Annotated in this window: 28 protein-coding genes and 1 tRNA gene; 21 read left to right on the forward strand and 8 right to left on the reverse strand. The window is 65.8% G+C overall.

The genetic code is table 11. The features are described 5' to 3' along the window. From M3498_04840 to M3498_04860, 5 genes are all read left to right on the forward strand, one after another. On the forward strand, nt 1-685 hold a 685-nt coding region (locus M3498_04840; GenBank protein MDQ3458624.1), incomplete at its 5' end, for a sugar ABC transporter permease. 13 nt (nt 686-698) lie between these two features. Next, entirely contained in the window at nt 699-1,472 is a 774-nt protein-coding gene (locus M3498_04845; GenBank protein ID MDQ3458625.1) for a carbohydrate ABC transporter permease, read from the forward strand. Between the two features lie 178 nt (nt 1,473-1,650). Then, complete coding sequence (locus tag M3498_04850; GenBank protein ID MDQ3458626.1) at nt 1,651-2,829, forward strand: ABC transporter substrate-binding protein; 1,179 nt, start codon at nt 1,651-1,653, stop codon at nt 2,827-2,829. Nucleotides 2,830-2,851: 22 nt separating this feature from the next. Beyond that, nucleotides 2,852-3,667, forward strand: coding sequence for a sugar phosphate isomerase/epimerase (locus M3498_04855; protein ID MDQ3458627.1), 816 nt, complete (start codon nt 2,852-2,854; stop codon nt 3,665-3,667). A gap of 256 nt (nt 3,668-3,923) precedes the next feature. Continuing rightward, nucleotides 3,924-4,412: an Hsp20/alpha crystallin family protein gene (locus tag M3498_04860; protein MDQ3458628.1), complete on the forward strand. Its 489-nt coding sequence runs from the start codon at nt 3,924-3,926 to the stop codon at nt 4,410-4,412. 244 nt (nt 4,413-4,656) lie between these two features. On the opposite strand, the gene M3498_04865 is transcribed toward M3498_04860, so the two are convergent. Then, nucleotides 4,657-6,132, reverse strand: coding sequence for a beta-lactamase family protein (locus M3498_04865; GenBank protein ID MDQ3458629.1), 1,476 nt, complete (start codon nt 6,130-6,132; stop codon nt 4,657-4,659). Between the two features lie 173 nt (nt 6,133-6,305). Between M3498_04865 and M3498_04870 the strand changes: the two genes are divergently transcribed. From M3498_04870 to M3498_04900, 7 genes are all read left to right on the forward strand, one after another. Next, a complete protein-coding gene (locus M3498_04870; protein ID MDQ3458630.1) occupies nt 6,306-7,328 on the forward strand; it encodes a DsbA family protein in 1,023 nt (340 codons plus the stop codon). Between the two features lie 78 nt (nt 7,329-7,406). Further along, the gene (locus tag M3498_04875; GenBank protein MDQ3458631.1) at nt 7,407-9,668 is read left to right on the forward strand and encodes a DUF4040 domain-containing protein; all 2,262 of its coding nucleotides are present in this window, start codon (nt 7,407-7,409) and stop codon (nt 9,666-9,668) included. After that, nucleotides 9,665-10,123 (forward strand): cation transporter, encoded by a 459-nt coding sequence (locus M3498_04880; protein ID MDQ3458632.1) that lies wholly within the window; start codon nt 9,665-9,667, stop codon nt 10,121-10,123. The genes M3498_04875 and M3498_04880 overlap by 4 nt, the downstream gene beginning before the upstream one ends. Beyond that, nucleotides 10,123-10,572 (forward strand): Na+/H+ antiporter subunit C, encoded by a 450-nt coding sequence (locus M3498_04885; GenBank protein ID MDQ3458633.1) that lies wholly within the window; start codon nt 10,123-10,125, stop codon nt 10,570-10,572. Before M3498_04880 ends, M3498_04885 begins: the two co-directional genes overlap by 1 nt. After that, nucleotides 10,569-12,104, forward strand: a complete 1,536-nt coding sequence (locus tag M3498_04890; protein ID MDQ3458634.1) for a hypothetical protein — start codon at nt 10,569-10,571, stop codon at nt 12,102-12,104. The genes M3498_04885 and M3498_04890 overlap by 4 nt, the downstream gene beginning before the upstream one ends. Next, nucleotides 12,105-12,569, forward strand: a complete 465-nt coding sequence (locus M3498_04895; protein ID MDQ3458635.1) for a Na+/H+ antiporter subunit E — start codon at nt 12,105-12,107, stop codon at nt 12,567-12,569. It abuts the gene before it with no gap. Beyond that, nucleotides 12,566-12,826 (forward strand): monovalent cation/H+ antiporter complex subunit F, encoded by a 261-nt coding sequence (locus tag M3498_04900; GenBank protein MDQ3458636.1) that lies wholly within the window; start codon nt 12,566-12,568, stop codon nt 12,824-12,826. The genes M3498_04895 and M3498_04900 overlap by 4 nt, the downstream gene beginning before the upstream one ends. A 23-nt stretch (nt 12,827-12,849) precedes the next feature. Here M3498_04900 and M3498_04905 read toward each other — a convergent pair whose 3' ends face one another. The 5 genes from M3498_04905 to M3498_04925 all read right to left on the reverse strand — a co-directional run bounded on the left by M3498_04905 (nt 12,850) and on the right by M3498_04925 (nt 15,762). Beyond that, nucleotides 12,850-13,173, reverse strand: a complete 324-nt coding sequence (locus tag M3498_04905) for a PIN domain-containing protein (protein ID MDQ3458637.1) — start codon at nt 13,171-13,173, stop codon at nt 12,850-12,852. A 94-nt stretch (nt 13,174-13,267) separates the two neighbouring features. Further along, on the reverse strand, nt 13,268-13,657 hold the full coding sequence (locus M3498_04910) for a type II toxin-antitoxin system VapC family toxin (protein MDQ3458638.1): 390 nt from the start codon (nt 13,655-13,657) through the stop codon (nt 13,268-13,270). Beyond that, complete coding sequence (locus M3498_04915) at nt 13,654-13,914, reverse strand: antitoxin (GenBank protein MDQ3458639.1); 261 nt, start codon at nt 13,912-13,914, stop codon at nt 13,654-13,656. Before M3498_04915 ends, M3498_04910 begins: the two co-directional genes overlap by 4 nt. A gap of 132 nt (nt 13,915-14,046) precedes the next feature. Then, nucleotides 14,047-14,700 (reverse strand): uridine kinase, encoded by a 654-nt coding sequence (locus M3498_04920; GenBank protein ID MDQ3458640.1) that lies wholly within the window; start codon nt 14,698-14,700, stop codon nt 14,047-14,049. Between the two features lie 270 nt (nt 14,701-14,970). Continuing rightward, nucleotides 14,971-15,762 (reverse strand): class I SAM-dependent methyltransferase, encoded by a 792-nt coding sequence (locus M3498_04925; GenBank protein MDQ3458641.1) that lies wholly within the window; start codon nt 15,760-15,762, stop codon nt 14,971-14,973. A gap of 261 nt (nt 15,763-16,023) precedes the next feature. Between M3498_04925 and mnhG (M3498_04930) the strand changes: the two genes are divergently transcribed. The 9 genes from mnhG (M3498_04930) (at nt 16,024) to M3498_04970 (ending at nt 22,720) form a co-directional block, all read left to right on the forward strand. Beyond that, nucleotides 16,024-16,410 (forward strand): monovalent cation/H(+) antiporter subunit G, encoded by a 387-nt coding sequence (gene mnhG / locus M3498_04930; GenBank protein MDQ3458642.1) that lies wholly within the window; start codon nt 16,024-16,026, stop codon nt 16,408-16,410. A gap of 277 nt (nt 16,411-16,687) precedes the next feature. Further along, on the forward strand, nt 16,688-18,994 hold the full coding sequence (locus M3498_04935; protein MDQ3458643.1) for a putative monovalent cation/H+ antiporter subunit A: 2,307 nt from the start codon (nt 16,688-16,690) through the stop codon (nt 18,992-18,994). Further along, entirely contained in the window at nt 18,991-19,407 is a 417-nt protein-coding gene (locus M3498_04940; GenBank protein ID MDQ3458644.1) for a Na+/H+ antiporter subunit B, read from the forward strand. The genes M3498_04935 and M3498_04940 overlap by 4 nt, the downstream gene beginning before the upstream one ends. A gap of 1 nt (nt 19,408) precedes the next feature. Then, nucleotides 19,409-19,822, forward strand: a complete 414-nt coding sequence (locus tag M3498_04945; protein MDQ3458645.1) for a Na+/H+ antiporter subunit C — start codon at nt 19,409-19,411, stop codon at nt 19,820-19,822. Then, nucleotides 19,819-21,375 carry a Na+/H+ antiporter subunit D gene (locus M3498_04950; GenBank protein MDQ3458646.1) on the forward strand — a complete coding sequence of 519 codons (1,557 nt, stop codon included), beginning with the start codon at nt 19,819-19,821 and terminating at the stop codon, nt 21,373-21,375. Before M3498_04945 ends, M3498_04950 begins: the two co-directional genes overlap by 4 nt. Further along, the gene (locus M3498_04955; protein MDQ3458647.1) at nt 21,372-21,845 is read left to right on the forward strand and encodes a Na+/H+ antiporter subunit E; all 474 of its coding nucleotides are present in this window, start codon (nt 21,372-21,374) and stop codon (nt 21,843-21,845) included. Before M3498_04950 ends, M3498_04955 begins: the two co-directional genes overlap by 4 nt. After that, nucleotides 21,842-22,120 carry a cation:proton antiporter gene (locus M3498_04960; protein ID MDQ3458648.1) on the forward strand — a complete coding sequence of 93 codons (279 nt, stop codon included), beginning with the start codon at nt 21,842-21,844 and terminating at the stop codon, nt 22,118-22,120. The genes M3498_04955 and M3498_04960 overlap by 4 nt, the downstream gene beginning before the upstream one ends. Beyond that, nucleotides 22,113-22,517, forward strand: a complete 405-nt coding sequence (mnhG, locus tag M3498_04965) for a monovalent cation/H(+) antiporter subunit G (protein MDQ3458649.1) — start codon at nt 22,113-22,115, stop codon at nt 22,515-22,517. Before M3498_04960 ends, mnhG (M3498_04965) begins: the two co-directional genes overlap by 8 nt. Before the next feature lie 126 nt (nt 22,518-22,643). Further along, nucleotides 22,644-22,720: transfer RNA gene (locus tag M3498_04970), tRNA-Pro, on the forward strand. Between the two features lie 137 nt (nt 22,721-22,857). Here the strand turns inward: M3498_04970 and M3498_04975 are convergent. Both M3498_04975 and M3498_04980 read right to left on the reverse strand, forming a co-directional pair. Continuing rightward, a complete protein-coding gene (locus tag M3498_04975; GenBank protein ID MDQ3458650.1) occupies nt 22,858-23,427 on the reverse strand; it encodes a PIN domain-containing protein in 570 nt (189 codons plus the stop codon). A 3-nt stretch (nt 23,428-23,430) separates the two neighbouring features. Further along, a complete protein-coding gene (locus tag M3498_04980) occupies nt 23,431-23,898 on the reverse strand; it encodes a helix-turn-helix domain-containing protein (protein MDQ3458651.1) in 468 nt (155 codons plus the stop codon). Nucleotides 23,899-24,067: the final 169 nt, after the last annotated feature.

The following is a 24,067-nucleotide window of genomic DNA, read 5'->3' on the forward strand; positions in this document are numbered from 1 at the left end:
TGGAGACCGCGCGCTTTGGGAATCGTTCCGTGTCACCCTGGTCTTTGCCGCGCTGACCCTGCCGCTCTTTGTCGGCCTCTCCTACACCATCGCCACGGCCATCCAAGGCTTGCGCCTCGAGCGCTTCATCAAGGCGTTGCTCTTTTTGCCGGGCCTCACCACCATAGGCGGCTCGGCGGTCGCCTGGTACCTCCTCTACAACCCCGACTACGGCCTGCTGCGCGAGCTCACCGGCCTGGCCCTGCCCTGGAGCAGCGAGCCCTGGGCGGCGCTCGTCTACGTGGTGCTGTTTACCCTCTGGCTCTACACCGGCTACGGCGTCCTGGTGGTGTCGGCCGCCTTGAAGGGCATCCCCGAGGCGGTCAAGGAGGCCGCCCGGGTGGACGGCGCCAGCGAGGCGCAGGTGCGGCGGCTCATCGTCGCGCCCCTCCTAAAACCCACGCTGCTCTTTCTCACCGTGCTCGGCACCATCTTCTCGATCCAGTCCTACACCGCCGTCTTCCTGCTCACCCGGGGCGGGCCCTTCGGCAGCACCCGGGTGCTCGGCTACTACCTCTATGAGACCGCCTTCGAGCGCTTTCAGCTCGGCTACGGCGCGGCCCTGACCATCGCCATCTTGCTGCTCACCCTCGCCGTGGTGCTCATTCAGGCGCGGCTGGCGGGCCGGGCGGGCGAGGCCCTGTGATGAGGGTCCTGTGATGCTCTTCAGCCGCCTGCTCACCGCCGTCTTCTGCCTGTTCGTGGCCCTGCCGCTCCTGTGGCTGCTCTACGCCGCCTTCCTGCCGCCCGAGGCGGTGTTCTTCGCCAGCCTCAGGCCGACGGGCTTTAGCCTCGCCAACTTCGCCGACTTGGCGGGCACGGGCATCTGGCGGGCGATGGGCGTGTCGCTCGTGGCGACCGGGCTCACCGTCTTGGGCCAGCTCGTCTTCGGCCTCGGCGCCGCCTACGCCATCCGCTCGGGTTTTCCCCTCCTCGGCCTGGTGCTCTTCGTCCTGGTCTTGCCGCTCGAGCTCCTGCTCGTGCCCCTCTACCGCCAACTCCAGGCGCTCGGCCTGTTGGATACGCTCTGGGTGCTCGTCCTGCCCTTTCTGGCCAGCCCGCTGGTCATCTTCTTGCTCTCCCAGTCGCTCAAGCGCCTGCCCTGGGAGCTCGTCGAGGCGGCGCGGCTAGACGGCGCGGGCGAGCTGACCATCGTGGCCCGCATCGTCGCGCCGCTCTTGCGCCCCGAACTCGCCGCCACCGCCGTCCTCGCCTTTGCCGCCCACTGGAACCTGGTGCTCTACCCACGGGTGATGGCGGGCGACCGCGAGCTGTGGACGGTGCAGGTCTTCTTGACCGAACTCCTGCGCAACCGCCCGCTCGACTGGGGGCTGTTGGGCGCGGCGGCCTTCGTCACCACCCTGCCGATTTTCATTCTCTATATCATTTTTGAAAAGCGCATCGTCGCGGTTTTCGAAAGCTCGTTCAGGTAGCGGCCCAAGGCAGCGGCGTGGGCTATAATGCTGCGATAATACTGCGATGACAGCGCACAACTAGACTTTTATAGACTTTCAGGCGGCGCGTGGCGGGTGGGTCGCTCGCGACGGATCACGATAAAGGAGAACGATGAAAGGTGCAGTGATGAAAGGTGCAGTGATGAAAGGTGCAGTGATGACAGCGCTCCTGAGCCTGGCGCTGGTAGCCCAGGGACAGGTCGGCCTCGAGTTCTGGCATTCAATGCAGTCGGGTGAAGAGACGGTGCAGGCCCTGGCCGACGCCTTTAACGCCGCGCAGGCGGAGTACCGGGTGGTGCCGCGCTACGTCGGCTCCTACGCCGAGGCGCAGCCGCGCATCTTAGCGGCGGCGAGCAGCGGCAGCGTGCCGGCGCTCTACCAGGCGGAGATAGCCTTTTTTCCCAGGCTCGCGGCCGATGGTGCCCTGGAAGACCTCTCCGGCTGGGTGGCGGAACTGCCCGACGAGATGGTCACGGACTTCTTCCCCGGCCTCTGGGCCTACGGCGAGGTCGGCGGCGCGCGCTACGGCCTGCCCTGGAACTCGTCGACGCCGGTGCTCTTCTATAACGCCACGGCCTTTCGCCAGCGCGGCGTCAGCGCGCCCAGCACCTGGGCGGAGTTCGAGACGGCCGCGGCGCGCATGACCACCCGCCAGACCCAGGGCTTCGTCGCCGTGGCCGAGTCCTGGACCTTCGAGGCGATGGTCAACACCAGGGGCGGCCGGCTCGTCACCGAGGACGGTCGGCCCAACCTCAATTCGCCCGAGGCCGTCGCGGCCCTGGCCATGGTCCAGGGTCTGGTCGAGCGGCGCCAGGCCATTCCCCGCAGCCTCTCCGAGGTGACCTTCGCGCTGCTCGACATGGTGCGCACCAGGGGCATGATGATCTTCGCTTCGATCGCCAACTGGCCCGACGCCCAGCGCTACGCGGTGGCCTTCGACATCGCGGCGGCGCCCATTCCCACGGGCGGCGACCTGTCGGTGCCCCTGGGCGGCGCGCAGCTCGTGGTCATGCGCGCCGCGCCCGAAGGGGAAAAGCGCGGCGCCTTCGCCTTCTGGGAGTTTCTGATGGCGCCCGAGAACCTGCAAACCTGGGTCGAGGCCTCCTTCTACATCCCGGTGCGCCGCTCGGCCTTGCCGCTCCTGGAGCCCTGGTACGCCGAGGATCCCAACCGCCGCGCCGCCCTAACGCAGCTCGAGCACGCCGTTCCCCGCTCCACCAACCCCGAGTTCAACCTGTGGCGGCAATATCTGGAGGAGGCGCTCGAGCGCGCGCTCAAGGGTGGGGTGCCCGCCCAGGAGGCGCTCGACGAGGCGCAGCGCCGGGCCCTAGAGTGAGGCTGCCCGCGGTGAGGCCCGCATGAAGCTCGGCTTCTCGCCCGCAACGGCCTTTATCCTGGACCTGGACGAGGCCTTTCGGCTCGCCGACGAGATCGCGCTCGACTTCGTCGAGCTCGGCTTCGACCTGCGGGAGATCGCCTCCCACCTGCAAACCGTCAAGCGGGTGAGGGAGCTCTCGCGCGCCACCGGCGTCGGCACCACCGTCCACCTCTCCTATATCGATCTCAACCTGGCTTCGCTCGTCCCCGCCGCCCGCGCCACCTCGGTGGCGCGCAGCCAGCGCGGCCTCGACTACGCCGCCGAGATAGGCGCTTCTTGCGCGGTCCTCCACAGCGGCCGCCACTACTACCGCCATCCGCTGGCCGACGAGATCGCCCAGAGCGCGGTTCATGCTTCTTTGAACGAGCTGGCGAACCCGGCGGTGCCGGTGGCGCTCGAGAACCTGGCGCTCGAGGCCAACGACCTCGTCCGCGAGCCCGAGGCCCTCCAGGCGCTGACGGAGCGAGCGGGTTTTGGCAACTGCCTCGACTTCGGCCACGCCTCCGTCGAGTCGCGCCAGCCCTGGCGCCCCGAGGAAAGGCGCGGCGAGGACCTGATAGAGCGCTATATCGAGACCCTTGGCAAGAGCATCATCCACTTGCACCTGCACAACAACGACGGCGCGGCCGACCGGCACTGGCCGACCACCAGGGGCAGCATCGACTACCGCCGCTACGCACCCTTCCTGCGCGACTTTGGAGGCACGGCCTGCCTCGAGATCCTGGGCGGCGCGGCGGAGGTGCGCGAGAGCGCGAGGCACCTGCGCGAGGTCCTGACGGAACTCGAGACGACCTAGCAGCCTGATAGCAGCCTGATAGCAGCCTGCCGACACAAAAGCAGGGTTTGCCCCTGAGTTCAGATCCCGCCGCGCGAGAGGATGTCCAGCGGACAGTCAAGGAGACCTTGACCCGTTCGGTGCCGCTCTGCATGCACCAGCAGCCTTAGCACGAGCAGTCACCTATATTGACAGGAGAGGACTCATATTTTATAATGGCAGCTGTAAGGCCGGAGGTAAGCCTTCGGCCGGAAACATCACTCAAGGAGGTTTCAAGATGGCACTTGTTCGGCGCAATCGTTCGGTACCTAGCCCCATGCAAGGCTGGGATCTCGGCAACTTCGGCGACCTCTTCGGTGACGTTGAGCGGCTCATGAGCCAGACGGCCTCGCCCATGCTGGGTCAAGTCGGCGCCAGCACCAGCTACCCGGTCGACATCTATGAGACCGAAGGCGATCTCGTCCTCGAGATGGCGGTGCCCGGCGTCAGGATCGATGACCTCGACATCAGCATCGAAGGCTGCCAGCTGAGCATCCGCGGCAACCTGCCCGACCACGGCGACAGCAGCGGCGAAGGGCAAAACGGCGGACAACGCCGCTACTGGCTGCAGAGCATCCCGCGCGGTCAGTTTAGCCGCGGCGTCACCCTGCCCTCGGCGGTCGAGGCCGACAAGATCGAGGCGAGGGTCAACGACGGCCTCTTGGTCCTGACCATGCCCAAGGTCGCGGAAGCGCGCGCGAGAAAGATCAGCATCAGCCACGGCTAAGCGCGCACACAAGAAACCGCAGCAGGCAAACCTGCTGCGGTTTCTTGTTGCTCGTGCTAGAGGGCCAGAACCGTCCGTACGCCCTCATCGCCAAGCCGTATGACCCATTCGTCTACGAGGCGCACGCGTTCCGCCAAAAAGAACTTGTCGTAAAAGAGGTGTTCTTATTGTTCTTACGGGGCTCTGGGTATGACCGTTCTTCCTGGGTTCTTCCTCCGAGCTGCCTCTTCAACCCCAGCAAGAGCTACTCGCTCCTGAAGGCGAACCACTGCCCCATCAGCGCCAAGCGGTCGTCCCCCGCCAGCCAGTCTTGCGCGCGCGGGTTGGCGGGCAGGAACTCGAGCGTAAGGCCGTCGAGCCGCTCGGCGTCGCTGCGCAGGACAAAGAGGCTGTCGCTCATGGGCTCGAGCGCAAAGTCGTAACCGGCGACCGAGCCCAGGAGCCGGTCGCCCTCTTCGAAGATGCGCACCGGTCCGGCGGCCGAACCGTACTCGCCGACGAGCGCCGCCCGCACCGCCGGATCGATCATCAGGGGCACGGGCTCCGGCGTGGGCGGGGCCTCGAAAGGGGCGTCACCGAAGAGGAGGGTCGCCAGGGTGATACTCCAGGTGATCTCCTCGCGCGGATCGCTGGGCCTCGAGACGTTGCTGATGACGCCGACGCCCAGACCCGCCCCCGGCACCAGCGTGAACCTCGAGCCGCTCGTTCCCGTGCTGCCGGGATGCGTCACGAAGCCCGTCGCCCCGAAGTCGCCGAAGTCGCCGAGGTACCAGGCCAGGCCGTAGGACAGCCCGTCATCCGCCGGCACCACCGGCGTCCACATCTCGGCCAGCGAACGCTCGGAGAGGACCCGGGTTCCTCTAAAAACCCCGCCGCCGAGCAGCATGATGAGGTAATTGCCCAGGTCGCTGCTGCTCGTCATCAGCTTGCCGGCGGGGTTTTCGCTGTCGGTGTAGGGGAGGCTGTAGGGGGCGGCGGCGCCGTACTCGTTGCGGTGGCCCGCGGCCAGGCCGCGACGCTCGGCCAGGGCCATGTCGAAGGTGGTGCGGGTCATCCCCAGGGGGCCGAAGACGTTGTCCTGCATATAGCTCTCATAAGGCACCCCCGCCACCTCCTGGACGATCAGGCCGAGGATGGTGAAGGTGTCGTTGGAGTAGCCGTAGCGCTCGCCTGGCGCGGCCTCGAGGCGTACGCCAGCGAGCGAGCGCACGTAGGCCGCGAGCTCCTCTTGCTGCTCGCGGCCGGTAAAGAGGGTGCCCCAGGGAAAACCCGAGGAGTGCGAGAGGAGGTGGCGCAGGGTGATGTCCGCGCCGCGGGGGTCAGCGACGCCAAACCAGGGCAGGTAGCGCGTCACCGGCGCGTCCAGCTCGAGCTTGCCCGCCTCGGCGAGCTGCATCACCGCCAGGGCCGTCATCGCCTTGGTGGTCGAGCCGAGCATGACCAGCGTGTCTTCGCTCATCGGCTCGCCGGTCACGAGGTCGGCGACGCCGTAGCCGCGGCTCAAGACGACCTCGCCCTCCAAGACGACGACCAGCGACAGGCCCGGCGTGGCCCAGGCCGCCATCCGCTCGAGGACAAAGGCGTCGAGATGGCTGGCGACCTCGGTGGGAAGCGAGGCGGGAAGTGAGGGAGGCAGGGTGCGGGCCCCGGCGAGGGGGACAAAGACGGGGACAAAGACAAGGAGCAGGACCAGGGCCCTGGGCGTGAGGTGCTGAAGCATTGCCCAAGCATAGCGGGCGGGCCGCGAGGGGAGCGACGTGCGGATGACCGAAGGCTCGAGTCCGGGCGCGCGGGGGCGGCAGGTCGATGGGCTTATGACCGCTCGTTACGTCCTTCTCGAGTCCGGGCGCGGGGCGGCGGGCAGGGTATAGACTGGAAGACGGAGGAGAGACCGTGAAGACTGCTTGGCGAAGGATGGGTCGCGGCCTGCTGGTGGCGGCCGCGTTGTTGACGGGGTTGTTGACGGGGTTGGCCGCGGCGGCCATCGGCGCTGAACCCGGCGTGCTGCTCGAGGGCTTGGCGGCCTACGGGGTCAGCCAAAACCCTGACGGCAGCTACGAGGCGGCAGGCTTCGGCTTCAGCTTGGAAGAGCGCGGCGGCCTGCTCTACCGCGTGGACGGCGCGGGAAGGATGGACGAGGCAGGCATCGACTTCGCCGCGGCGCTGATCGGCAAGGCCACCGCTTACGGCGAGGGCATCGCCGAGCCCGTGGCGCAGTTTTTGCGCGAGCAGGCGGGCGAGCTCGCAGGACAGGGCAGGCAGGCGCTCGGCGTCGAGGAGTACACCCTGGAGCTCGAGGTCAGCGGCGACGAAGCGCCCTACGAGCTGGACTTCGGCCTCATGCTCAGCGAGGTTCCCGAGGCGCTCTTTCCGCCCGCCCGTCACGCGCTCGGCCCCGAGGACGCGGCCGTCGTCATCCGCGAGTTCAGCGACTTCCAGTGCCCGTTTTGCGCGCGCTACGCGCTCGAGACCCTGCCGGACCTCAAGGACCAGCTCCTGGCGCGAGGCGACGTGCGCTTCGAGTACCACCACTTTCCCCTGACCAGCATTCACCCCAACGCCCAGCCCGCCGCCGAGGCGGCCGAGTGCGTGACCGCCGCCAACGACCCCGAGGCCTTCTGGGACTACCACGACGCGCTCTTCGAGCGCCTTCAGGCCTGGGGCGGGCTCGGCGACCCCAATCCCTACTTCGTACGCCTGGCCGAGGACCTGGGCCTCAATGTGGAGGGGGTCCAGGCATGTCTCGACAACCGCGACTTCGCGGCCGAGGTGAATGCGGCCACCCGAGTGGCCGGCGAGGTCTTGGACCTGCGAGGAACGCCGACCGTCTTCGTGAACGGCTACCGCCTCCCCAACGCCTTCGACTTGCCGCGTTACCAGCGGACCATCGAGCTCGCCGCCCGCTTCGTCGAATGAGGACGGCGTGCGGAGGATGACGTTCTACCAGCTGCCATGACGACGGCGTCATGACGACGGCTTCATGACGACGGCTTCATGACGAGTCTTCTTCACCTCGCCGTCTTCACCCCGCTCGTCGCCGCCGCCCTCGCGCCGCTCGCCGGTCGGGCGCTAAAGGCCAGGGCGGGCCTCCTCTTGGCCTTGGCCTTCGCGCCCGGCTTGGCGCTCTTGACGCTGGCGCCCGCCGCCAGGGAGGAGAGTCCGGTGGCGGCGAGCCTGGCCTGGGTGCCGGGCCTCGGACTCGACATCGGTCTCAGGGCGGACGGCTTCTCGCTCCTCTTCGCCGCGCTGGTGGCGGGCATCGGCGTGCTCGTCCTGGCCTACGCCTCGGCTTACCTCGGCGAGAGAGAAAAGCACGGCCGCTTCTACGCTTACCTGCTCCTCTTTGGCGGGGCCATGCTCGGGCTCGTCCTGGCGGACAACCTGATCGCGCTCTTCGCCTTCTGGGAGCTCACCTCGATCACCTCCTTTTTGCTCATCGGCTTCTGGCACCAGCGCCCCGCCTCGCAAGACGGCGCCACCAAGGCCCTGCTCGTCACCGCCTCGGGCGGGCTGGCGCTCTTAGTCAGCGTGATCCTGATGAGTCTGGGCGGGGGCAGTCTCTACCTCTCCGGCCTCGACGCGGACGCCTTGCGGGGGAGCTCCTACTTCACGCCCGCGCTGGCCTTTTTCCTCCTGGCGGTCTTTACCAAGTCGGCGCAGCTGCCCTTTCACCTGTGGCTGCCCACCGCGATGGAGGCGCCTACGCCCGTAAGCGCCTACCTTCACTCGGCGACGATGGTCAAGGCGGGCGTGGTCCTCTTGGCCAAGTTCGGCTTTCTCTTCGTCGGCACCGCCTTGGCCGACCTCATCCTCTGGGTCGGCCTGGCGACGATGGTCTGGGGCTCCTACCTGGCGCTCAGGCAGACCGACCTAAAGGCGCTCCTGGCCTATTCGACGGTCTCGCAGCTCGGCCTGCTGACCTGCCTCTACGGCGCGGGCGCGCCCTTCGCGGCGACCGCGCATCTGCTCAACCACGCGGCCTTCAAGGCGGCGCTCTTTTTGGTCGTCGGCATCGTCGACCACGAGACCAAGACCCGCGACATCACCAAGCTGTCGGGGCTCGCCCGCAAACTGCCCATCACCTTTGCCCTGGCCCTGCCCGCCGCGCTGTCGATGGCGCCGCTGCCGCCCCTGGGCGGCTTCATCTCCAAGGAGCTCTTCTACGAGGAGATGCTTCACCTGGGCACCCTGCCGATCGCGGTCGCGGTCTTGGGCAGCGTGATGACCTTCGCCTACACCCTGCGCCTGCTGCGGATTTTCGTCGGCCCCTACGCCTCGCCCAACCCCAAAACCCACGAGGCGCCGCCCGGCTTGTGGTGGCCGCTGTTGCCGCTCAGCGGCGCGACCGTCCTCTTCGGCGTCTACCCGCGCGCCGCGGAGTGGTTCACCGACCTGGCCGCTCCGGCGCTTCTTTACACGCCCTATCACCTCACGCTCTGGCACGGCGTCAACACAGCGCTCCTGCTCTCGGTCCTCACCTGGGGGCTCGGCCTCGCGCTCTATCTCACGCTGCCCGTCTTTTTGCGCCTGCAGGCGGCCCTGACGCCCGCCTGGAACGCCAACACCGTCTTTTACGCGGTCGTGGGCGGCCTCGACCGCTTCGCCACCGCCTTCACCGCCCTCACCCAGGGCGCGAGCTTCGCCGCGCACCTCAGGCTCATCTTCTTGCCGCTGGCCCTGGCCGGAGCGGCCTACGGCTGGGCCTTTTTGCCCCGCGAGCTGAGCCCCGTGGCGCTCGAGTTCTGGGTGGTGGCGGCGCTGATCGTGGCCGGGGTGGCGGGCGTGCTCCTGGCCCGCACGCGCCTGAGCGCGCTCATCTTCATGGGCCTGGGCGGCTTCGGGCTCACCGTCGCCTTCGTCCTCTTGGGCGCGCCCGACCTGGCGCTCACGCAGCTGCTCATCGAGACCGTGTCGATCCTGCTCTTTTTGTCGGTCTTCCGCTACCTGCCGGTCTTAAAGCGTTACCGGCGACCCAGCCGGGCGATGGTCTTCGATCTTCTGCTCGCCGGAGCAGCCGGCCTCACCGTCTTTACCGGCCTGACGGCGGTGCAGACGCCCCTGGCGCCGCGCATCAAGGACTACTTTTTGGAGCACGCCTACACGTTGGGCGGCGGGAACAACGTCGTCAACGTCATCTTGGTGGACTTTCGCGGCTACGACACCATGGGTGAAATAGCCGTGCTGGCGGTCGTCGGCGTGGTCATCTACGGCCTCTTGAAGCTGCGCGCCAAGACGCCGCGAGACGAGCGCCCGTGAGCGCGCGCCCCGAGGTCTTCTTCAGCGTCTTAGCCCGGCCCATCGTCTACGGGCTCATCGCGCTCGGCAGCCACTTTTTCCTGCGCGGCCACAACGCGCCGGGCGGCGGCTTTATCGCCGGACTGATCGTGGCGGTGGCGGCGCTGCTCTACCGCATGGCCCTGCGCGAGCGGCTGCTCAACATCCCGCCCCGGTCGCTCATCCCCTGGGGGCTGCTCTTGGCCTTGGCGACCGGGGTGGTGCCGATGGTCCTGGGCGAGGCTTTCTTGAAGAGCGCCTACGGTTACCTCAGCTGGCCGCTCATCGGCGAGTTCGAGTGGGCGACGGCGGTGCTCTTCGATTTGGGCGTCCTGTTGGTGGTGGTGGGCGCGACCCTGACCATCATCGACGTCCTGGCCGAGGACACTAAAGGGGTGCCTGTCCACCGTGAGCCGCTGGGGCGGAGGAAGCCCTAGTGGAACTCCTGCTGCCGCTGCTCGCCTCGCTGCTGGTGGCGACCGGGATCTTCCTGATGCTCTCGAGGGCGATGATAAGGCTCATCATCGGCCTGTCGGTGTTCGCCTACGGCGTCAACCTGAGCCTCTTCCTGACGGGCGGCATGGAGACCGGGGCGCCGCCGCTGCTGAACGTGCAGGGCCCCTACCGCGACCCCTTGCCCCAGGCCTTGATCCTCACCGCCATCGTCATCGGCTTCGCCACCACCGCGCTGCTCTTGGTCCTGGCCATGCGCGCCTACCAGGCAGCCGGCACCGACCACGTCCAGGACCTGGCCGAGACCCCCGACCCCACCGGGCCGCCCGCGCTCTTAGCCGACCCCGAGCACCCAAGCACCTCACCCGAGAGGGGGCCCGAGGCGGCGCTCGAGGCTGAGAGCGACGCTGAGGCCGACGAGGTGCCCCGGTGAGCCTGGGCGCCAACCTGATCACCCTGCCGGTCCTCTTGCCGCTGCTCTTCGGAACGCTCCTGCTGCTCGTCCGCGGCCCTGGGGGGCGCCTGATGGTCGGGGCCTTGGCCTCCTCACTGACACTCCTGGCGAGCGTGGCAATTGCCGCGCGGGTCTTCGCGGGCGAGGTCTTGGCCGTGCAGATGGGCGGCTGGCCCGCGCCCTACGGCATCACCCTGGTAGCCGACGGCCTCAGCGGCGTGATGCTGCTGCTCTCTAGCGTGACCGCTCTCTTGACGGTGCTCTTCGCCGGACCGAGCCTGCGGGTGGCGCCGCAGGCGGGGCTGTCGCCCGCCTTGAACCGCACCCGCGAGCGCTTCGGCGTCCAAGCGCTGTTGCAGTTTCTCTTCATGGGCGTCAACATGTCCTTTCTCTCGGGCGACCTCTTCAACCTCTTCGTCGCCTTCGAGGTGATGCTGATCGCCTCCTATGGGCTCCTGCTCATCGGCGGCGAGCTGCCGCAGCTGCGCGAGGGCTTCAAGTACGTGGTCATCAACCTGACGGTCTCGACGGTCTTCGTCTTGGCGGCGGGACTGGCCTACGGCCTGCTGGGTACGCTCAACCTGGCCGACATGGCGCGCCTCTTGGCGGGACACGGCCCGGACGGCCGGGTGACGGTGGTGGCCCTGCTCTTGGCGCTCGTCTTCGCCACCAAGGCGGCGCTCTTTCCCTTCGGCTTCTGGCTGGCCTACGCCTACCCGACGCCGCCCGCGGTGATCACCGCCTTTTTCGGGGCGGTCTTGACCAAAGTGGGCGCCTACGCGCTGGTGCGGGCCTTCACCTTGCTCTTCGCCGCCGAGGCGGACCTGCAAGCCGGGCTTCTTGCCTTCGCGGGCGTCAACATGCTCTTTGGCGGCCTCGGCGCCGTCGCGCAGGGGAGGTGGCGGCACGCGCTGGCCTTTGCCAACATCGCCTCGATCGGCTACATCCTGATGGGCCTCTTTGTCGGCACGCCGGCGTCCCTGGCGGCGGCCGTCTACTATATGATTCACTCGGTCTTGGTCATCTTCGCCATCTTTCTAGTGGCGGCGCTGGCCGAGCAGCTGGGCGGGCGCGATTACCGCCTGGGCGGCGTGCTCGAGCGCTCCCCCTGGCTAGCCGGCGCCTTTTTGTTCCTGGCGCTGGCCATCGCCGGGCTGCCGCCGACGAGCGGCTTTATCGGCAAGTTCGCGCTGATAGGCGCCGCCCTCGCGCGCGGCGGCGCGGTGACGGTCGCGGTGGCCGCCGCCGCCGTGGTGGCGGGCCTCTTCTTGCTCTACGCGCTGATCAAGGCCTGGCGCGCTTTTTTCTGGGGCGAAGGGGCGCCGCCGCGGGTCGCCTTGCCGCAGGGCATGGTGGCGGTGACGGCCGCGGCGGTCGCTCTTACAGTCCTTCTGGCGGTCTTCAGCGGTCCCGTCTTCGCCCTCGCCGAGCGGGTGACGGCGCAGCTTCTCGACAGCCGGGCCTACCTCGCGGCGGTCCTGCTCGAGGGGCTCGAGCCGGGAGGCCCCTAGATGGCCGAAGTCGTCGCGGTGGTCCTGATCGCCCTGCTCTGGGCCTTTCTCGCCGCCAACTTCACGTTCTACAACCTGCTCTTCGGAGCGCTGCTGGGCCTCTTGCTGCTGGCGCTGGTGAGCTCGAGCGAGCGCTCCTTGCCCCGGCGCGGCCTAGCCTTTTTGCGCTTCGCCCTCGCCTTTACCAGGGAGCTCGTCACCGCCAACGTGCTCATCGCGCTCTTGGCCCTAAGACCCCGACCGGTCTTCCACCCTCACGTCATCGCCGTGCCGCTGAGAGTCAGGAGCGACGGCGCCATCGCGCTGCTGTCGGCTGTCATCACGCTCCTGCCCGGCACCGTGGCGATGGGCGTCTCTAGCGACAGGAGCCTGCTCTACGCCCACGCCATCGGCATCCTCGATGTGCAGGAGGCGAGGGACGCGGTCAGCCGCATGGAGTCGCTCATCCTGGGCTTCATGTCGTGATTGCCACCGTGGCGCTGGTCGCCCTGAGCATCGCGATTGGGCTGACGCTCTACCGCGTCTTGAGGGGCCCGACCTGGGGCGACCGCATCCTGGCCTTTGACTTTTTGGGCGTGAGCGTCGCGGTGATGATCGTGGTGATCGCGCTCAAGACGGGCTTTGTAGCTTTTTTGGACGCCGCCTTGATCGTGTCGATCCTGGGCTTTTTGAGCACTGTAGCCTTGTCGCGCTACCTGCTCAAGGGGCGGGTGATGGAATGATGCCCGCTGGGCCCGTTGCGGCGTTATCCCTGCCGAGACCACAAGCGGATGAAGGTTGCAGGATCAACGAGCTGAACGGTGAGCTCGCCGTGGCGAGGCAGGAAGTGGCGGGCGTTGCCCGTGACGAGCATCTCGGCCCGGCCGGCGAGCGCGACCTCGAGAAAAGGCAGGTCGCTCTCGTCAGGCCAGCTCTGGCCGGGTAAGGTGGCGGCGATAGGCGGCGCGATGACGAGTTCCCCCTCGGCCGCGATAAAGTCGAGAAGCGCGCTTATCTCGGTAGGCGCGAACGGAAAGCGGGGCCTGGACAGCACCTGCCGGTACTCGGCGAGCAGCCGGTCGTCGTACAACAGGGTCAGCTGCTGGCCGAGAACCCCTTGGTTTGGAACAAGGTCGACGACCCTGGCCGGAGCACCGGCGAGTCTCAGGGTGTTAGTTCAGGCATCATGGTACCAGCACCAGACCCGGCACCTTGCCGAAGTGGGCATCTTTGGTATAGACCGGCAGGCCGTGCCGCTGGGCAAGCGCGGCAATCCAGATGTCGTTGGTGGGGATGGGCGTCCCGGCACGCCTCAGCGCGACAACGATCACGGCGTAGAAGTCTGCGGTCTCCTCGTCTATGCCCAGGAGCTGAACCCTGGGGGCGTCGAGAAAACGGCCGAGTTCCGCGCGGTTCTTGCTCTCCTGATTGCCGCGGCGAAAGCCCACGAGCAACTCGCCGAGGCTGATGACGGTAAATGCGATCTCGTCGAGAAGTTGCAGGCGGTCGAGCGCGGCCTCGTCGCCGCGCATGGCAAGCGAGTAGATGTTGGTGTCTAAGAGCGCCCGCCTCACGACCAAAGTTCGGGGTCGATGTCGCGCTGCTCGTCCACCGCGCTTTGGACGCGCTCGTACTCGCCATCGTCCCAGCGCCCGAAGAGGTTGTCTAAGTCGTGGTGCCTGCGTCCGTGCCGCGGCGCTTTGGTCAGACCGAAACGTTCCTTGAGCGTCTCGAGCACGAGTTGGTTGACGCTCCTAGACTCCTCTTCCGCCGCCCTCTTGAGAGCGTGGTCGAGCGCCTCGTCGATCCCGCGGATGGTGATGTTTCGCATGCTTTCTCCCTCGCGCCATCACGGCGTATGCCATTAGCACATGTGCCATCATGACGTGCCATCAACTTGCCATTCTAGCATGAGCACATCTTGTGGTCGCATGGCATGGTCGCATGGCAACACAGGCGGCTGCTACAGCAAGACGATGAAAGGCGCTGCAAGGTCGCTGTTGTCGATGACAGTCGTGGCGTACCGTTTCGGATCGCACTCCCGCAGGTACAACTTCTGCCCTTCGACGTAGCGGCGGTTCTCGAGTGCCTTCGGATCGGGTGAACCCACGCCACGCTGTGCGCCCCTCGGTATAGACACGCCGAACCCAACTTCGAGAAAGACGGAGTAGTCCCAATACTCGCGAAGCTCGGCCCGGTGCAGGAAGATGCCGTCGAACACGAGGATTGAACCAGAAACACTTTGCTCCTCCGGCGCTTCCACGGGCGCGTCCGCCACGTGGTCAAATGCGGCCGTGCAGTAGCGACCACTACCGCTTGGGCTCAAAGGTTCGAGCAGCACTTCCTTGAGCTTGGCGTAGTCGTACGAGTCGCGATAGAAACCTTCTGGTGAACTCCGGCCTAACCGGTACCTGACAGCTTTGGGGTGATGGAACGCATCGACCGAGGCTCTGATGACGGTTCTATCTGGCCCCTGCAGGACACGCGCAAGCTCATCGGCAAAGACCGTTTTTCCTGCGCCATCGACACCGTCGATCCCTACCCGAAGGACATGAGCCGTTGGTAGCGCGAGAACGGCATCGGCTACGGTTCGTAGGATTTCCTGGCGATCTGCCATAGCAGCTCCTTACCCGTTCAGTCTATCGTGCCGCCAAACAGCGCGGCTTCTTCTCGAGCAGGGCTTGCGGCTGACCTGGAACACTCGTCAAGGTTGGAAAACCGGTCACTATAAGGGTCCGCGTTACGCTTGCACCCAGGTGGCTTCGCTGCTGTGCCGGTACATCATCGCCTCTGGAGTGGGTTCTGAAGAGGCATCTTCTAGCGCGTTCACCGGTTGCGGCAACCGGTGAACGCGCGAAGCGCCTATGCTGAAAGTGTGGAGAAGCCGTTACGCCGAAGCAACAAACACCCCTGATTCTTTCGTGATGTGAACAGCACCCTTCTCGGCAATCTCCCGCTCTACATAGGCGCTCAGCGCTGCCACGCGCTCATCGGCCACGCTAAGGTTCTCGAGGCCGGAAAGCAGGTATGCGATGAGCGGCTCCGTCTCCGTAACCCGTAGGGAATCGTTATAGCGGCGCAGCTCGACGTTTGAAAAGCAGGCCGAAAGCTGCTCCTGACCGTTGTCGAGGTTGAACGGCTCAGCCATCCTTTTTTGCTCTGGCTTTAGCTTTCGAATCAGCACTTCGGTCTCGAGCAGGTGTTTCGAGCCGTTGGTCGCGGCGTAGAGTTTTCCGTTCGGCTTGAGGACACGGCGGATTTCAGCGAGAGCCTTCTGCCGATCCGGCACGTGGTAAAGCATGTGATTCGCGATCACAGCATCGAACTGTGCATCACGACGGGGAATCACTTGAGCGTCGACGACTTCAAAGGTGAACCGCTGCCGATGTGTTCCGAGGTTTGCCTGCGCCTCCGCGAGCATGCCTGCCGAGAAGTCCGACAGTGTGATCTCCCAACTTCCCGGAATTCGGGCGAGGTTGTCACGCCACAAGGTGGCAGGGCCGCAACCAAGCTCGAGCACCTGGCTCCCTGAGGGAAGCTCGAGCTGGTCGAGGACCCAGTGTGTCCAGCCGTAAGGGTTGGTGCTGAAGCGGCGATGCAGCTCGATCCGGGCGTTGAGGTTCGACCCGTCCTTGTATTGGCTCGTGAGAAGATAGCGTCGGTCGGTGAAAGCATCCATGACAATGTCCCTTCAAGCAGGTGTGTCGTAGTAGCTGTTGCTACTTTACCTTTCATTTTTCATGTCCAGGAATACAAGCCCCAGGAATACAAGCCAAGGCCTTGCCATGGCCGTGAAGATGAGCAATAGGGCGCTGCCAAACAGGGGCTCTGCCAGTCTGGTACAGTCCCTTATGGCTTTTGACATGCTCCGCCTCAGTAGGCTATGCGCGCTGGAAGATAGTCAGGGGAGCCGGCAGAATCTCAAAGACGGGGGGGCGGCGTGAACAGCAAAGTGATCGCCGACGTACTCATCCTCGTCGGCTCCTTTTTTATCCTGGCGGCGGCGATCGGCGTGACGCGCTTTCCCGACCTCTACACCCGCCTGCACGCCTCGACCAAACTCGTCACCCTGGGGGGGCTGGGCGTCTTCGTCGGCGCGGCACTGGCCTTGCAGGACCCCTTCGTGACGACGCGGATGCTGCTGATCACCGCCTTTTTCTTTCTGACCGCGCCGCTGTCGGCCTACATGATTGCCCGCGCCGCTTACCTGCGCGGCCTGAGCGTCTTCAAGGAGGAGGCCAGCGCCGACGAGTGGGGAGAGCTCGGCGCGGAGGTTGGCGCGAGCGAGAAGCGGGCGGAGGGCTCGAGCGGGCGCCGCAGCGGATAGCCGCCCCGAACCGGCGCCGCCGCGGCGCCGGTTCGGCGGCACCTTGGCCCTGTACCAACGAAGACAGGCTGCGGCCATAGTGCGGCCATGCTGCGGCCATGCTGCGGTCATAGTGCGGTCATGGTAAGCTTACCGGCATTGAAGATTCGGCTCTGCTCAGCAGGGCTGACTGACAGCGAACTTTGACGAGATCGCAAAGACAATCTCGAGTCGAGTTGGCCGTAGGGGCAAGGCTGTCCAGACTGCCGTATTGACGATATGTTTTAGGGTGATGGCTATGCTTGTTGCGGTTCTATCTTGCTTTGCGCTGGCGGGTCTCGCGCCCTGGCTGACGCGCTTCTTGCGCGGGGCGATGGGCTGGCTGGTGGCCTTATTGCCGCTCGGCCTCTTCGCCTACTTTCTGAGCCTCTTGCCGGGGGTGGCGGGGGGCGAGGCGGTCACAGAGTCCCTAGCCTGGGTGCCCGCGCTCGGCCTCAACCTGAGCTTTTATCTGGACGGCCTCAGCCTGCTCTTCGCCCTGCTCATCACCGGCATCGGTACGCTGATCATGGTCTATGCGGGCGGCTACCTGGGGGGGCATCCCCACCTCGGGCGCTTCTACCTGTTCATCCTGGCCTTTATGGGCTCGATGCTGGGGCTGGTCCTGACCGCTAACCTGCTGACGCTCTTCGTCTTCTGGGAGCTGACCTCGATCACCTCTTACCTGCTGATCGGCTTCAAGCACGAGGACGAGACATCGCGCAAATCGGCCTTGCAGGCGCTCCTGGTGACGGGCATCGGCGGCTTGGTGCTCTTGGCCGGGCTCATCTTGATGGGCATGGCGGCGGGGACCTTCGAGCTGAGCGAGCTCCTGGCGGGGGGCGGCCTGCAGGAGCACCCCATGTACCTGGGCATCTTGCTGCTCGTCTTGGTCGGCGCCTTTACCAAGTCCGCGCAGTTCCCCTTCCACTTCTGGCTGCCTGGGGCGATGGCGGCGCCCACGCCGGTCAGCGCCTACCTCCACTCCGCGACGATGGTCAAGGCGGGCATCTACCTCTTGGCGCGGATGTTTCCGGTGCTCGGCGACACCGCCGCCTGGATCGCCATCGTCACGCCGGTAGGGGCCGTCACCATGCTCTACGGCGGCTACCTGGCCATCACCAAGACCGACTTCAAGCAACTGCTGGCCTATTCGACGGTGAGCGCGCTGGGCACCCTGGTCTTGCTCCTGGGCTCGTCCTTGGAGGGCGCGGCCACGGCGGCGGTCGTCTTCTTGCTGGCGCACGCGCTCTACAAGGGCGCCTTTTTCATGGTGGCGGGCGCCGTCGATCACGAGACCGGCACCCGCGAGATAGACGAGCTCGGCGGCCTGCGCCGCAAGATGCCCATAACGGCCGCCGTGGCGGTCTTGGCGGCGGTGTCCCTGGCGGGCTTCGGGCCGGTCTTGTCCTTTATCGGCAAGGAGCTCGTCTTAGAGACCGTCTTGGAGAGCGAGTGGGCGCGGCTGGTGCTCACCCCGGCGGTGGTCCTGGGCGGCGCGCTGTTCGTGGCGGTGGCGGCCATCGTCACGCTCAGGCCCTTTTTCGGCCCGCTGCGCGCCACGCCCAAGGCCGCCCACGAGGCGCCCTTCAGCCTGCTCCTGGGGCCGGCGCTCTTGGCCTCGCTCGGCTTCGTGCTCGGTCTCGTGCCGGTGTTCGTTACAGGAACCCTGGTGACGCCCGCCGCCGCGGCCGTCTTGGGCGAGCCCGTGCCGGTCAGCCTCTATCTCTGGCACGGGCTCAACCCGGCCCTGGCCCTGAGCGTCACCTCGGTCCTCATCGGTTTGGGGCTCTACCTGGTCTGGGACCACCTGCGGCGCTTTACCTCGAGCCTGGAGCGGGTGCTCAGCTGGGGCCCCGAGCGCGTCTACCTGGCCTCCTTGGACGGCCTCAACCGGATCGCCAAGACCCAGACCAGGATCTTGCAGAGCGGCGTCTTGCGCTACTACTTTCTCACCATCTTGACGGCTACGGTGACGCTCGTCGGCGGCACGCTCATCCTGCGCGGCGGTTTTAAGCCGCTTCTCGACGTGAGCGACGTGCAGTTTTTCGAGTGGATCTTGGCGGGGCTGATCCTGGCGGGGGCGGTGATGGCGGTCCTGACGCACTCGCGCCTCGCCGCCATCACCGCGCTCGGGGTGGTCGGCTTCGGCGTCGCCTTGGTGTTCATCTTCTTCGCGGCGCCCGACATCGCCATGACCCAGCTTTTCGTCGAGACGCTCACGGTGATCCTGGTCGCGCTCATCTTGGTGCCCCTAAGGGAGTTCAACTTCGCCTGGCGGCCGCTGTCGCGGCTGCGCGACGCGGCGGTGGCGCTCGCCTGCGGCATGCTGGTGACGAGCCTGCTCCTGTCGGTCATCCGCCTGCCCTTCGACTTCACGCTCTCGGCATACTTCGCCGAGAACAGCGTGCCGGTGGCGCAGGGACGCAACATCGTCAACGTCATCTTGGTCGACTACCGGGCCCTCGACACCCTGGGCGAGATCGGCGTGCTGGTGATCGCCGGGGTGGGCGTCTACGCGCTGCTCAAGCTCCGCGCGAGGCCGGCCGGGGGGGTACGCCGGTGACCTCGCTCATCTTGCGGACCACCACCACGCTGCTCGTCACCCTGATGTTCGTCTTCTCGCTCTTTTTGCTCGTTCGCGGCCACAACGAGCCCGGCGGCGGCTTCGTCGGCGGGCTCATGGCGGTGGGCGCCTTTGCCCTCTACGCGGTGTCCTACGGCGTCGGTGCGGTCAGGAGCGCCCTGCGCTTCGACCCGCGCACCTTGATGGGCGCCGGGCTCAGCTTGGCCGCCCTGAGCGGCCTGATCGCGCTTTTGGCGGGCGCGCCCTTTCTGACCGGGGTCTGGTACGACCTGCACCTTGGCGCCGACTTCTACTTTCACCTGGGCTCGCCGATCCTCTTCGACGTCGGCGTCTACCTGGTGGTCATCGGCGCGACCCTGGGCATCATCTTGGCGCTCGAGGAGGAGGTCTAGGGTGGAGACGCTGCTCGCCTTCGTCATCGGCGGCCTCGTCACCGCCGGGGTCTACCTCATCTTGAGCCGCAATCTGGTGCGCCTGATAATCGGCGTGGCGCTGCTCAGCAACGCCGTCAACCTGACCCTCTTCACCTCCGGCCGGCTGACGCGGGCCAACCCGCCCATTATCCCGGCGGACATGGACGTGCCCGAGGGGGTGTTCGCCAATCCGCTGCCGCAGGCCTTGATCCTCACCGCCATCGTCATCGGCTTCGGCCTGCTGGCCTTTACCCTGGTGCTCGTCTACCGCGCCAACCAGGAATTAGGCACGGTGGACCCCGACGAGATGCGCCTGGCCGAGCCGCCCTTTGAAGAGGCGCTCGAGCAGGGTTCCGTCGCGCAAGACCCCGTCAAGCAGGGGGTGAGCGGGTGAGCTGGCTGCTGGTTCTGCCCATCCTGATTCCGCTGCTGAGTGCCGCCCTGACCTTTCTCTTCTGGGGCTCCCTGCGGGTGCAGCGCAGCCTCAGCATGCTGGGCGCCTTTGGCCTGCTCGGCGTCTCCGTCCTCTTGCTGATGACGGTGAGCCAGGGGGGCATCTTGGCCGTTCAGGTCGGCGACTGGCCCGCACCGTTTGGCATCACCCTGGTGGCCGACCACCTGAGCGCCATCATGGTGGTGATGGCCGGCATCATGGCGGCGGCGATCGCCGTCTACGCCTCGGGCTCGATCGACGAGCGCCGCGAGCGCTACAGCTTCCACCCGCTCGTCCACGCGCTCCTGACCGGCGTCTGCGGCGCCTTTCTGACCGGCGACCTCTTCAACTTCTACGTGTGGATCGAGGTCTTGCTCATCTCCTCCTTCGTGCTCTTGGCCCTGGGCGGCGAAAGGGCGCAGCTCGACGGGGCGGTCAAGTACGTGACCATCAACCTGCTCGCCTCCTTGCTCTTGCTCACGGCGATCGCGCTCACCTACGGCATGACGGGTACCTTGAACATGGCCGACCTCGCCGTGAAGCTGCCGGGGGTGGCGAACACCGGCCTGGTGACGGCCGTCGCCATGCTCTTCATCATCGCGCTCGGGCTCAAGTCGGCGGTCTTCCCGCTCTTTTTCTGGCTGCCGGCCTCCTACCACACCCCACCGGCGGTGGTCTCGGCGCTCTTCGCCGGGCTCCTGACCAAGGTGGGCGTCTACGCGCTGCTGCGCCTCTTCACGCTCATCTTTACGGGCGACCTCGCCTTTACCCACACCGCCCTGTTGTGGATCGGCGGGCTGACCATGGTGACCGGGGTTCTGGGCGCGGTCGCGCAAAACGACTTTCGCCGCATCCTCTCGGTGCATATCGTCAGCCAGATCGGCTACATGATCATGGGCCTGGCGCTGTTTACGCCGCTGGCTCTGGCCGGCGCGGTCTTCTACGTGGTCCACAACATCATCGCCAAGACCAACCTGTTCCTGATCAGCGGAGTGACCGAGCGCTTGGCCGGCTCCTATGAGCTCAAGAAGCTCGGCGGCCTCTACCGTGCCTATCCCTTCTTGTCGCTGCTCTTTTTGGTGTCCGCGCTGGGCCTGGCCGGGCTGCCGCCCAGTTCGGGCTTTTTCGCCAAGCTCCTGCTGGCTCAGGCCGGCCTCGAGCAGGGCGCCTACCTGATCGTGGCGACCGCGCTCGGCGTCGGCGTCTTGACCCTCTTCTCGATGACCAAGATCTGGTCGCAGGCCTTTTGGGAGCCCCTGCCCAAGGGCATGAGGCCGCTGCCCCAAGGCTACCGCGGCCTGACCGCGATGCTCGCGCCCATCGCCGTCCTGGCCGCCCTGGTGGTCGCCATGGGCATCGGCTTCGCGCCCGTCTTCGAGCTCAGCATGCGCGCCGCCGAGGACATGCTGAATCCTGCCGGCTATATCGAGGCGGTGCTGGGGCCGGCCCCGGCGACCATCCCTGCGGCGGCCACCCCAGCGATCACCCCGGCGCTTAACGAGGTGGGCCCGTGAACCTGCTGGTTTGGAACCTCGGTTTAGCCTTGTTGTGGGCCGCCGTGACCGCCGAGTTCACCCTCTACAACCTCTTGGTGGGGGCGGTCCTGGGCTTTTTGGTGCTCTTCGTGACCCGGCCGCTCATCGGCGAAACGAGGTACTTTCACCGCCCCTTTATCACCGCCGGCTTCCTGCTCTTTTTCATCAGGGAGCTGGTGGTCTCGAGCCTCAAGGTGGCCTATGAGGTTATAACGCCCGGCTTTCGCATGCGCCCCGGCGTGGTGGCGGTGCCTTTGGAGGTAAAGACCGACGCCGAGATCACCCTGCTCGCCAACCTGATCACCCTGACGCCGGGCACGCTCAGCCTCGACGTTTCCTCGGACAAGAGGGTGCTCTACGTCCACGCCATGTACGTGACCAACGCCGAGGCGGTGCGCAAGGAGATCAAGGGCGGCCTCGAGCGCAAGGTCTTGGAGGTGATGCGGTGAGTCTGCTCGAGGTGGCCACGGCGCTGACCTTCGGCACCCTGACCCTCGCCTTCGTCCTGGCCTTTATCCGTTTGGCGCGGGGCCCGAGCCTGCCCGACCGGGTGGTCGCCCTGGAGCTCATCACCGCCATCGCCGTAGCCTATATCGCGCTCTTCGCGGTAGCCGCGCGGCAGCCCGTCTTTTTAGAGGCCGCCATCGCCCTGGCGCTCATCTCCTTTTTGGCGACGGTCGCCTTTGCCCGCTACCTCGAGCGCGACAAGAGCCTCCATGAATGAGCTCATCACCGCCCTGCTCATGCTCATCGGCGGCGCCTTTTTGCTGGTGGCCGGCGTCGGCCTCTTGCGCATGCCCGACCTGATGTTGCGCATGCACGCCTCTTCCAAGGCCGGCACCCTGGGCGCGGGGCTCATCGTCTTGTCGGTGGCGACCTTCTACCTGGACCTGAGCATCACCGTGCGGGCCCTGGCGGCGGTCTTTTTCATCCTGCTGACCGTCCCGGTGGCGGCGCACGTGATCGGCCGGGCCGCCTATATCCTCGGCGTCCACCTCTGGCCGGGCACGGTGATCGACGAGCTACAGGGCCACTACGACGAGAGGACGCACAAGCTCGAGAGCGACGAGCAGCAGGCCGAGAGGGCGCGGCGGGCGGCGCAGCGGGATAAGGGAGCCTGAGGCTCGAGGACGGCGAACCTTGCCGGGGCTGTCCGGGTGGCTTGCCCTGAGCAGGGATTGGTGTTACACTAGCTGTCGTGGTCCTTCCGTCCGCGATCATTGGTGGCGGAGAGGAGCCCTGCCCGGCGGGGTGTAGCGCAGCCTGGTAGCGCACTTGACTGGGGGTCAAGTGGTCGTCAGTTCAAATCTGGCCACCCCGACCAAGAAAAGCTGTCAGGAACGGAGATAAGCGGCTGAAACGACAATCAGCCGCTTATCTCTTGTTGTGTGCCATAAGAATCATAAAGACACTTTCCCTCCCGACTGAACGTGTTATGAATGGTCTAGAAGCCTGTTTCGACTAAAGCAAGGTCTTGAAGTTTATCAGATGAGCCACCGTTTGCGTTAGCTCCTGTTGCTCAAAGATTTCAAGGAGCTGCTCGGCAGTCACGGGCGGTCGTTTGAGGTTGAGCCGCTGCCGTTTCACCGCCACGCAGATAGCGGCCACGTCAAGGTCAATGAGGTGCATGATGAACTCATCGGGATGTTGTGCTTCGATTCCGTACCGCTTCAGGGCCTCTGCTGGAAAGTCACGGAGATTGTAGGTCACGATGACGTCGGCGCGACCTCGGACGGCTGCAGCAAGTACATGTCGATCGTCTGGATCGGGGAGTATAAGCGCTGGAATCAGGTCTTCGAAATCCGTGACCAAGCAGTCTCGCACGTGCACATTCATAAGGGTGCGGGTGCGCTCGAGCTGCTCACGCGAAAGGTTCGGCCGGTTGCGAAGCACGCTGCGGATCCATTCGTCATGAATCGCGTCACTCCACTTCGCTCGGAAAAGATCGGTGAGCGCCAGGTGCATCAGGAGATCGCGCAAGGGTGCAGGATAGAGCACGTTGGCATCATAGAGCGCGGTGAACGACGCCACGGCTTAGTAACCCATATCTAGTTCCTGTGCCTGCTCTGCCAGTTTACGAAGAGCATCCAGGCGCTTCTCATTGCTGCGGTGCTTATAAGCCGTTACGTCCTCAAAACGCACGCGCCGGTGCGTTCCTACTTTGCGGTGAGGAATCTCCCCTTTCTCTAGCAGGTTCACCAGAAAGGGACGTGACACGTTGAGCAGATCCGCCGCCTGTTGTGTCGTGAGTTCGGTATGCACTGGAATAAGGGTCACGGCGTTTCCTTCGGCCATTTCTGCCAAGATGCGCTGCAGGAGGTAAAGGGCCGAAGCCGGGATGGCTACGGCTTCCCCCGGTTGATCATCTTCGAGGACCTGTACACGCAGCGGCTCCCTGGTCTTCAGATGCTTCGCGAGTTGGCGGCTCGTGACCTGTGCTAGCTCACGCTCCCGCACACTTGGTGCGACTGGCTCTAGGGGTGAAAGAACATGTGAGGCCATACATGAACCTCCCTTCTCAACATATAGCTTATGACATAAACGAAATAAACGCAACACGCGAAATAGCCGAACTTTTGCTCAATGCAACTATCGCAAGTGGTCGTCAGTTTAAATCTGGCCACCCTGACCTCAACCCACCCTGTCTCAACCCACCCCGTCTCAACCCACC

Source organism: Deinococcota bacterium (genome assembly GCA_030858465.1).
GTDB lineage: Bacteria > Deinococcota > Deinococci > Deinococcales > Trueperaceae > JALZLY01.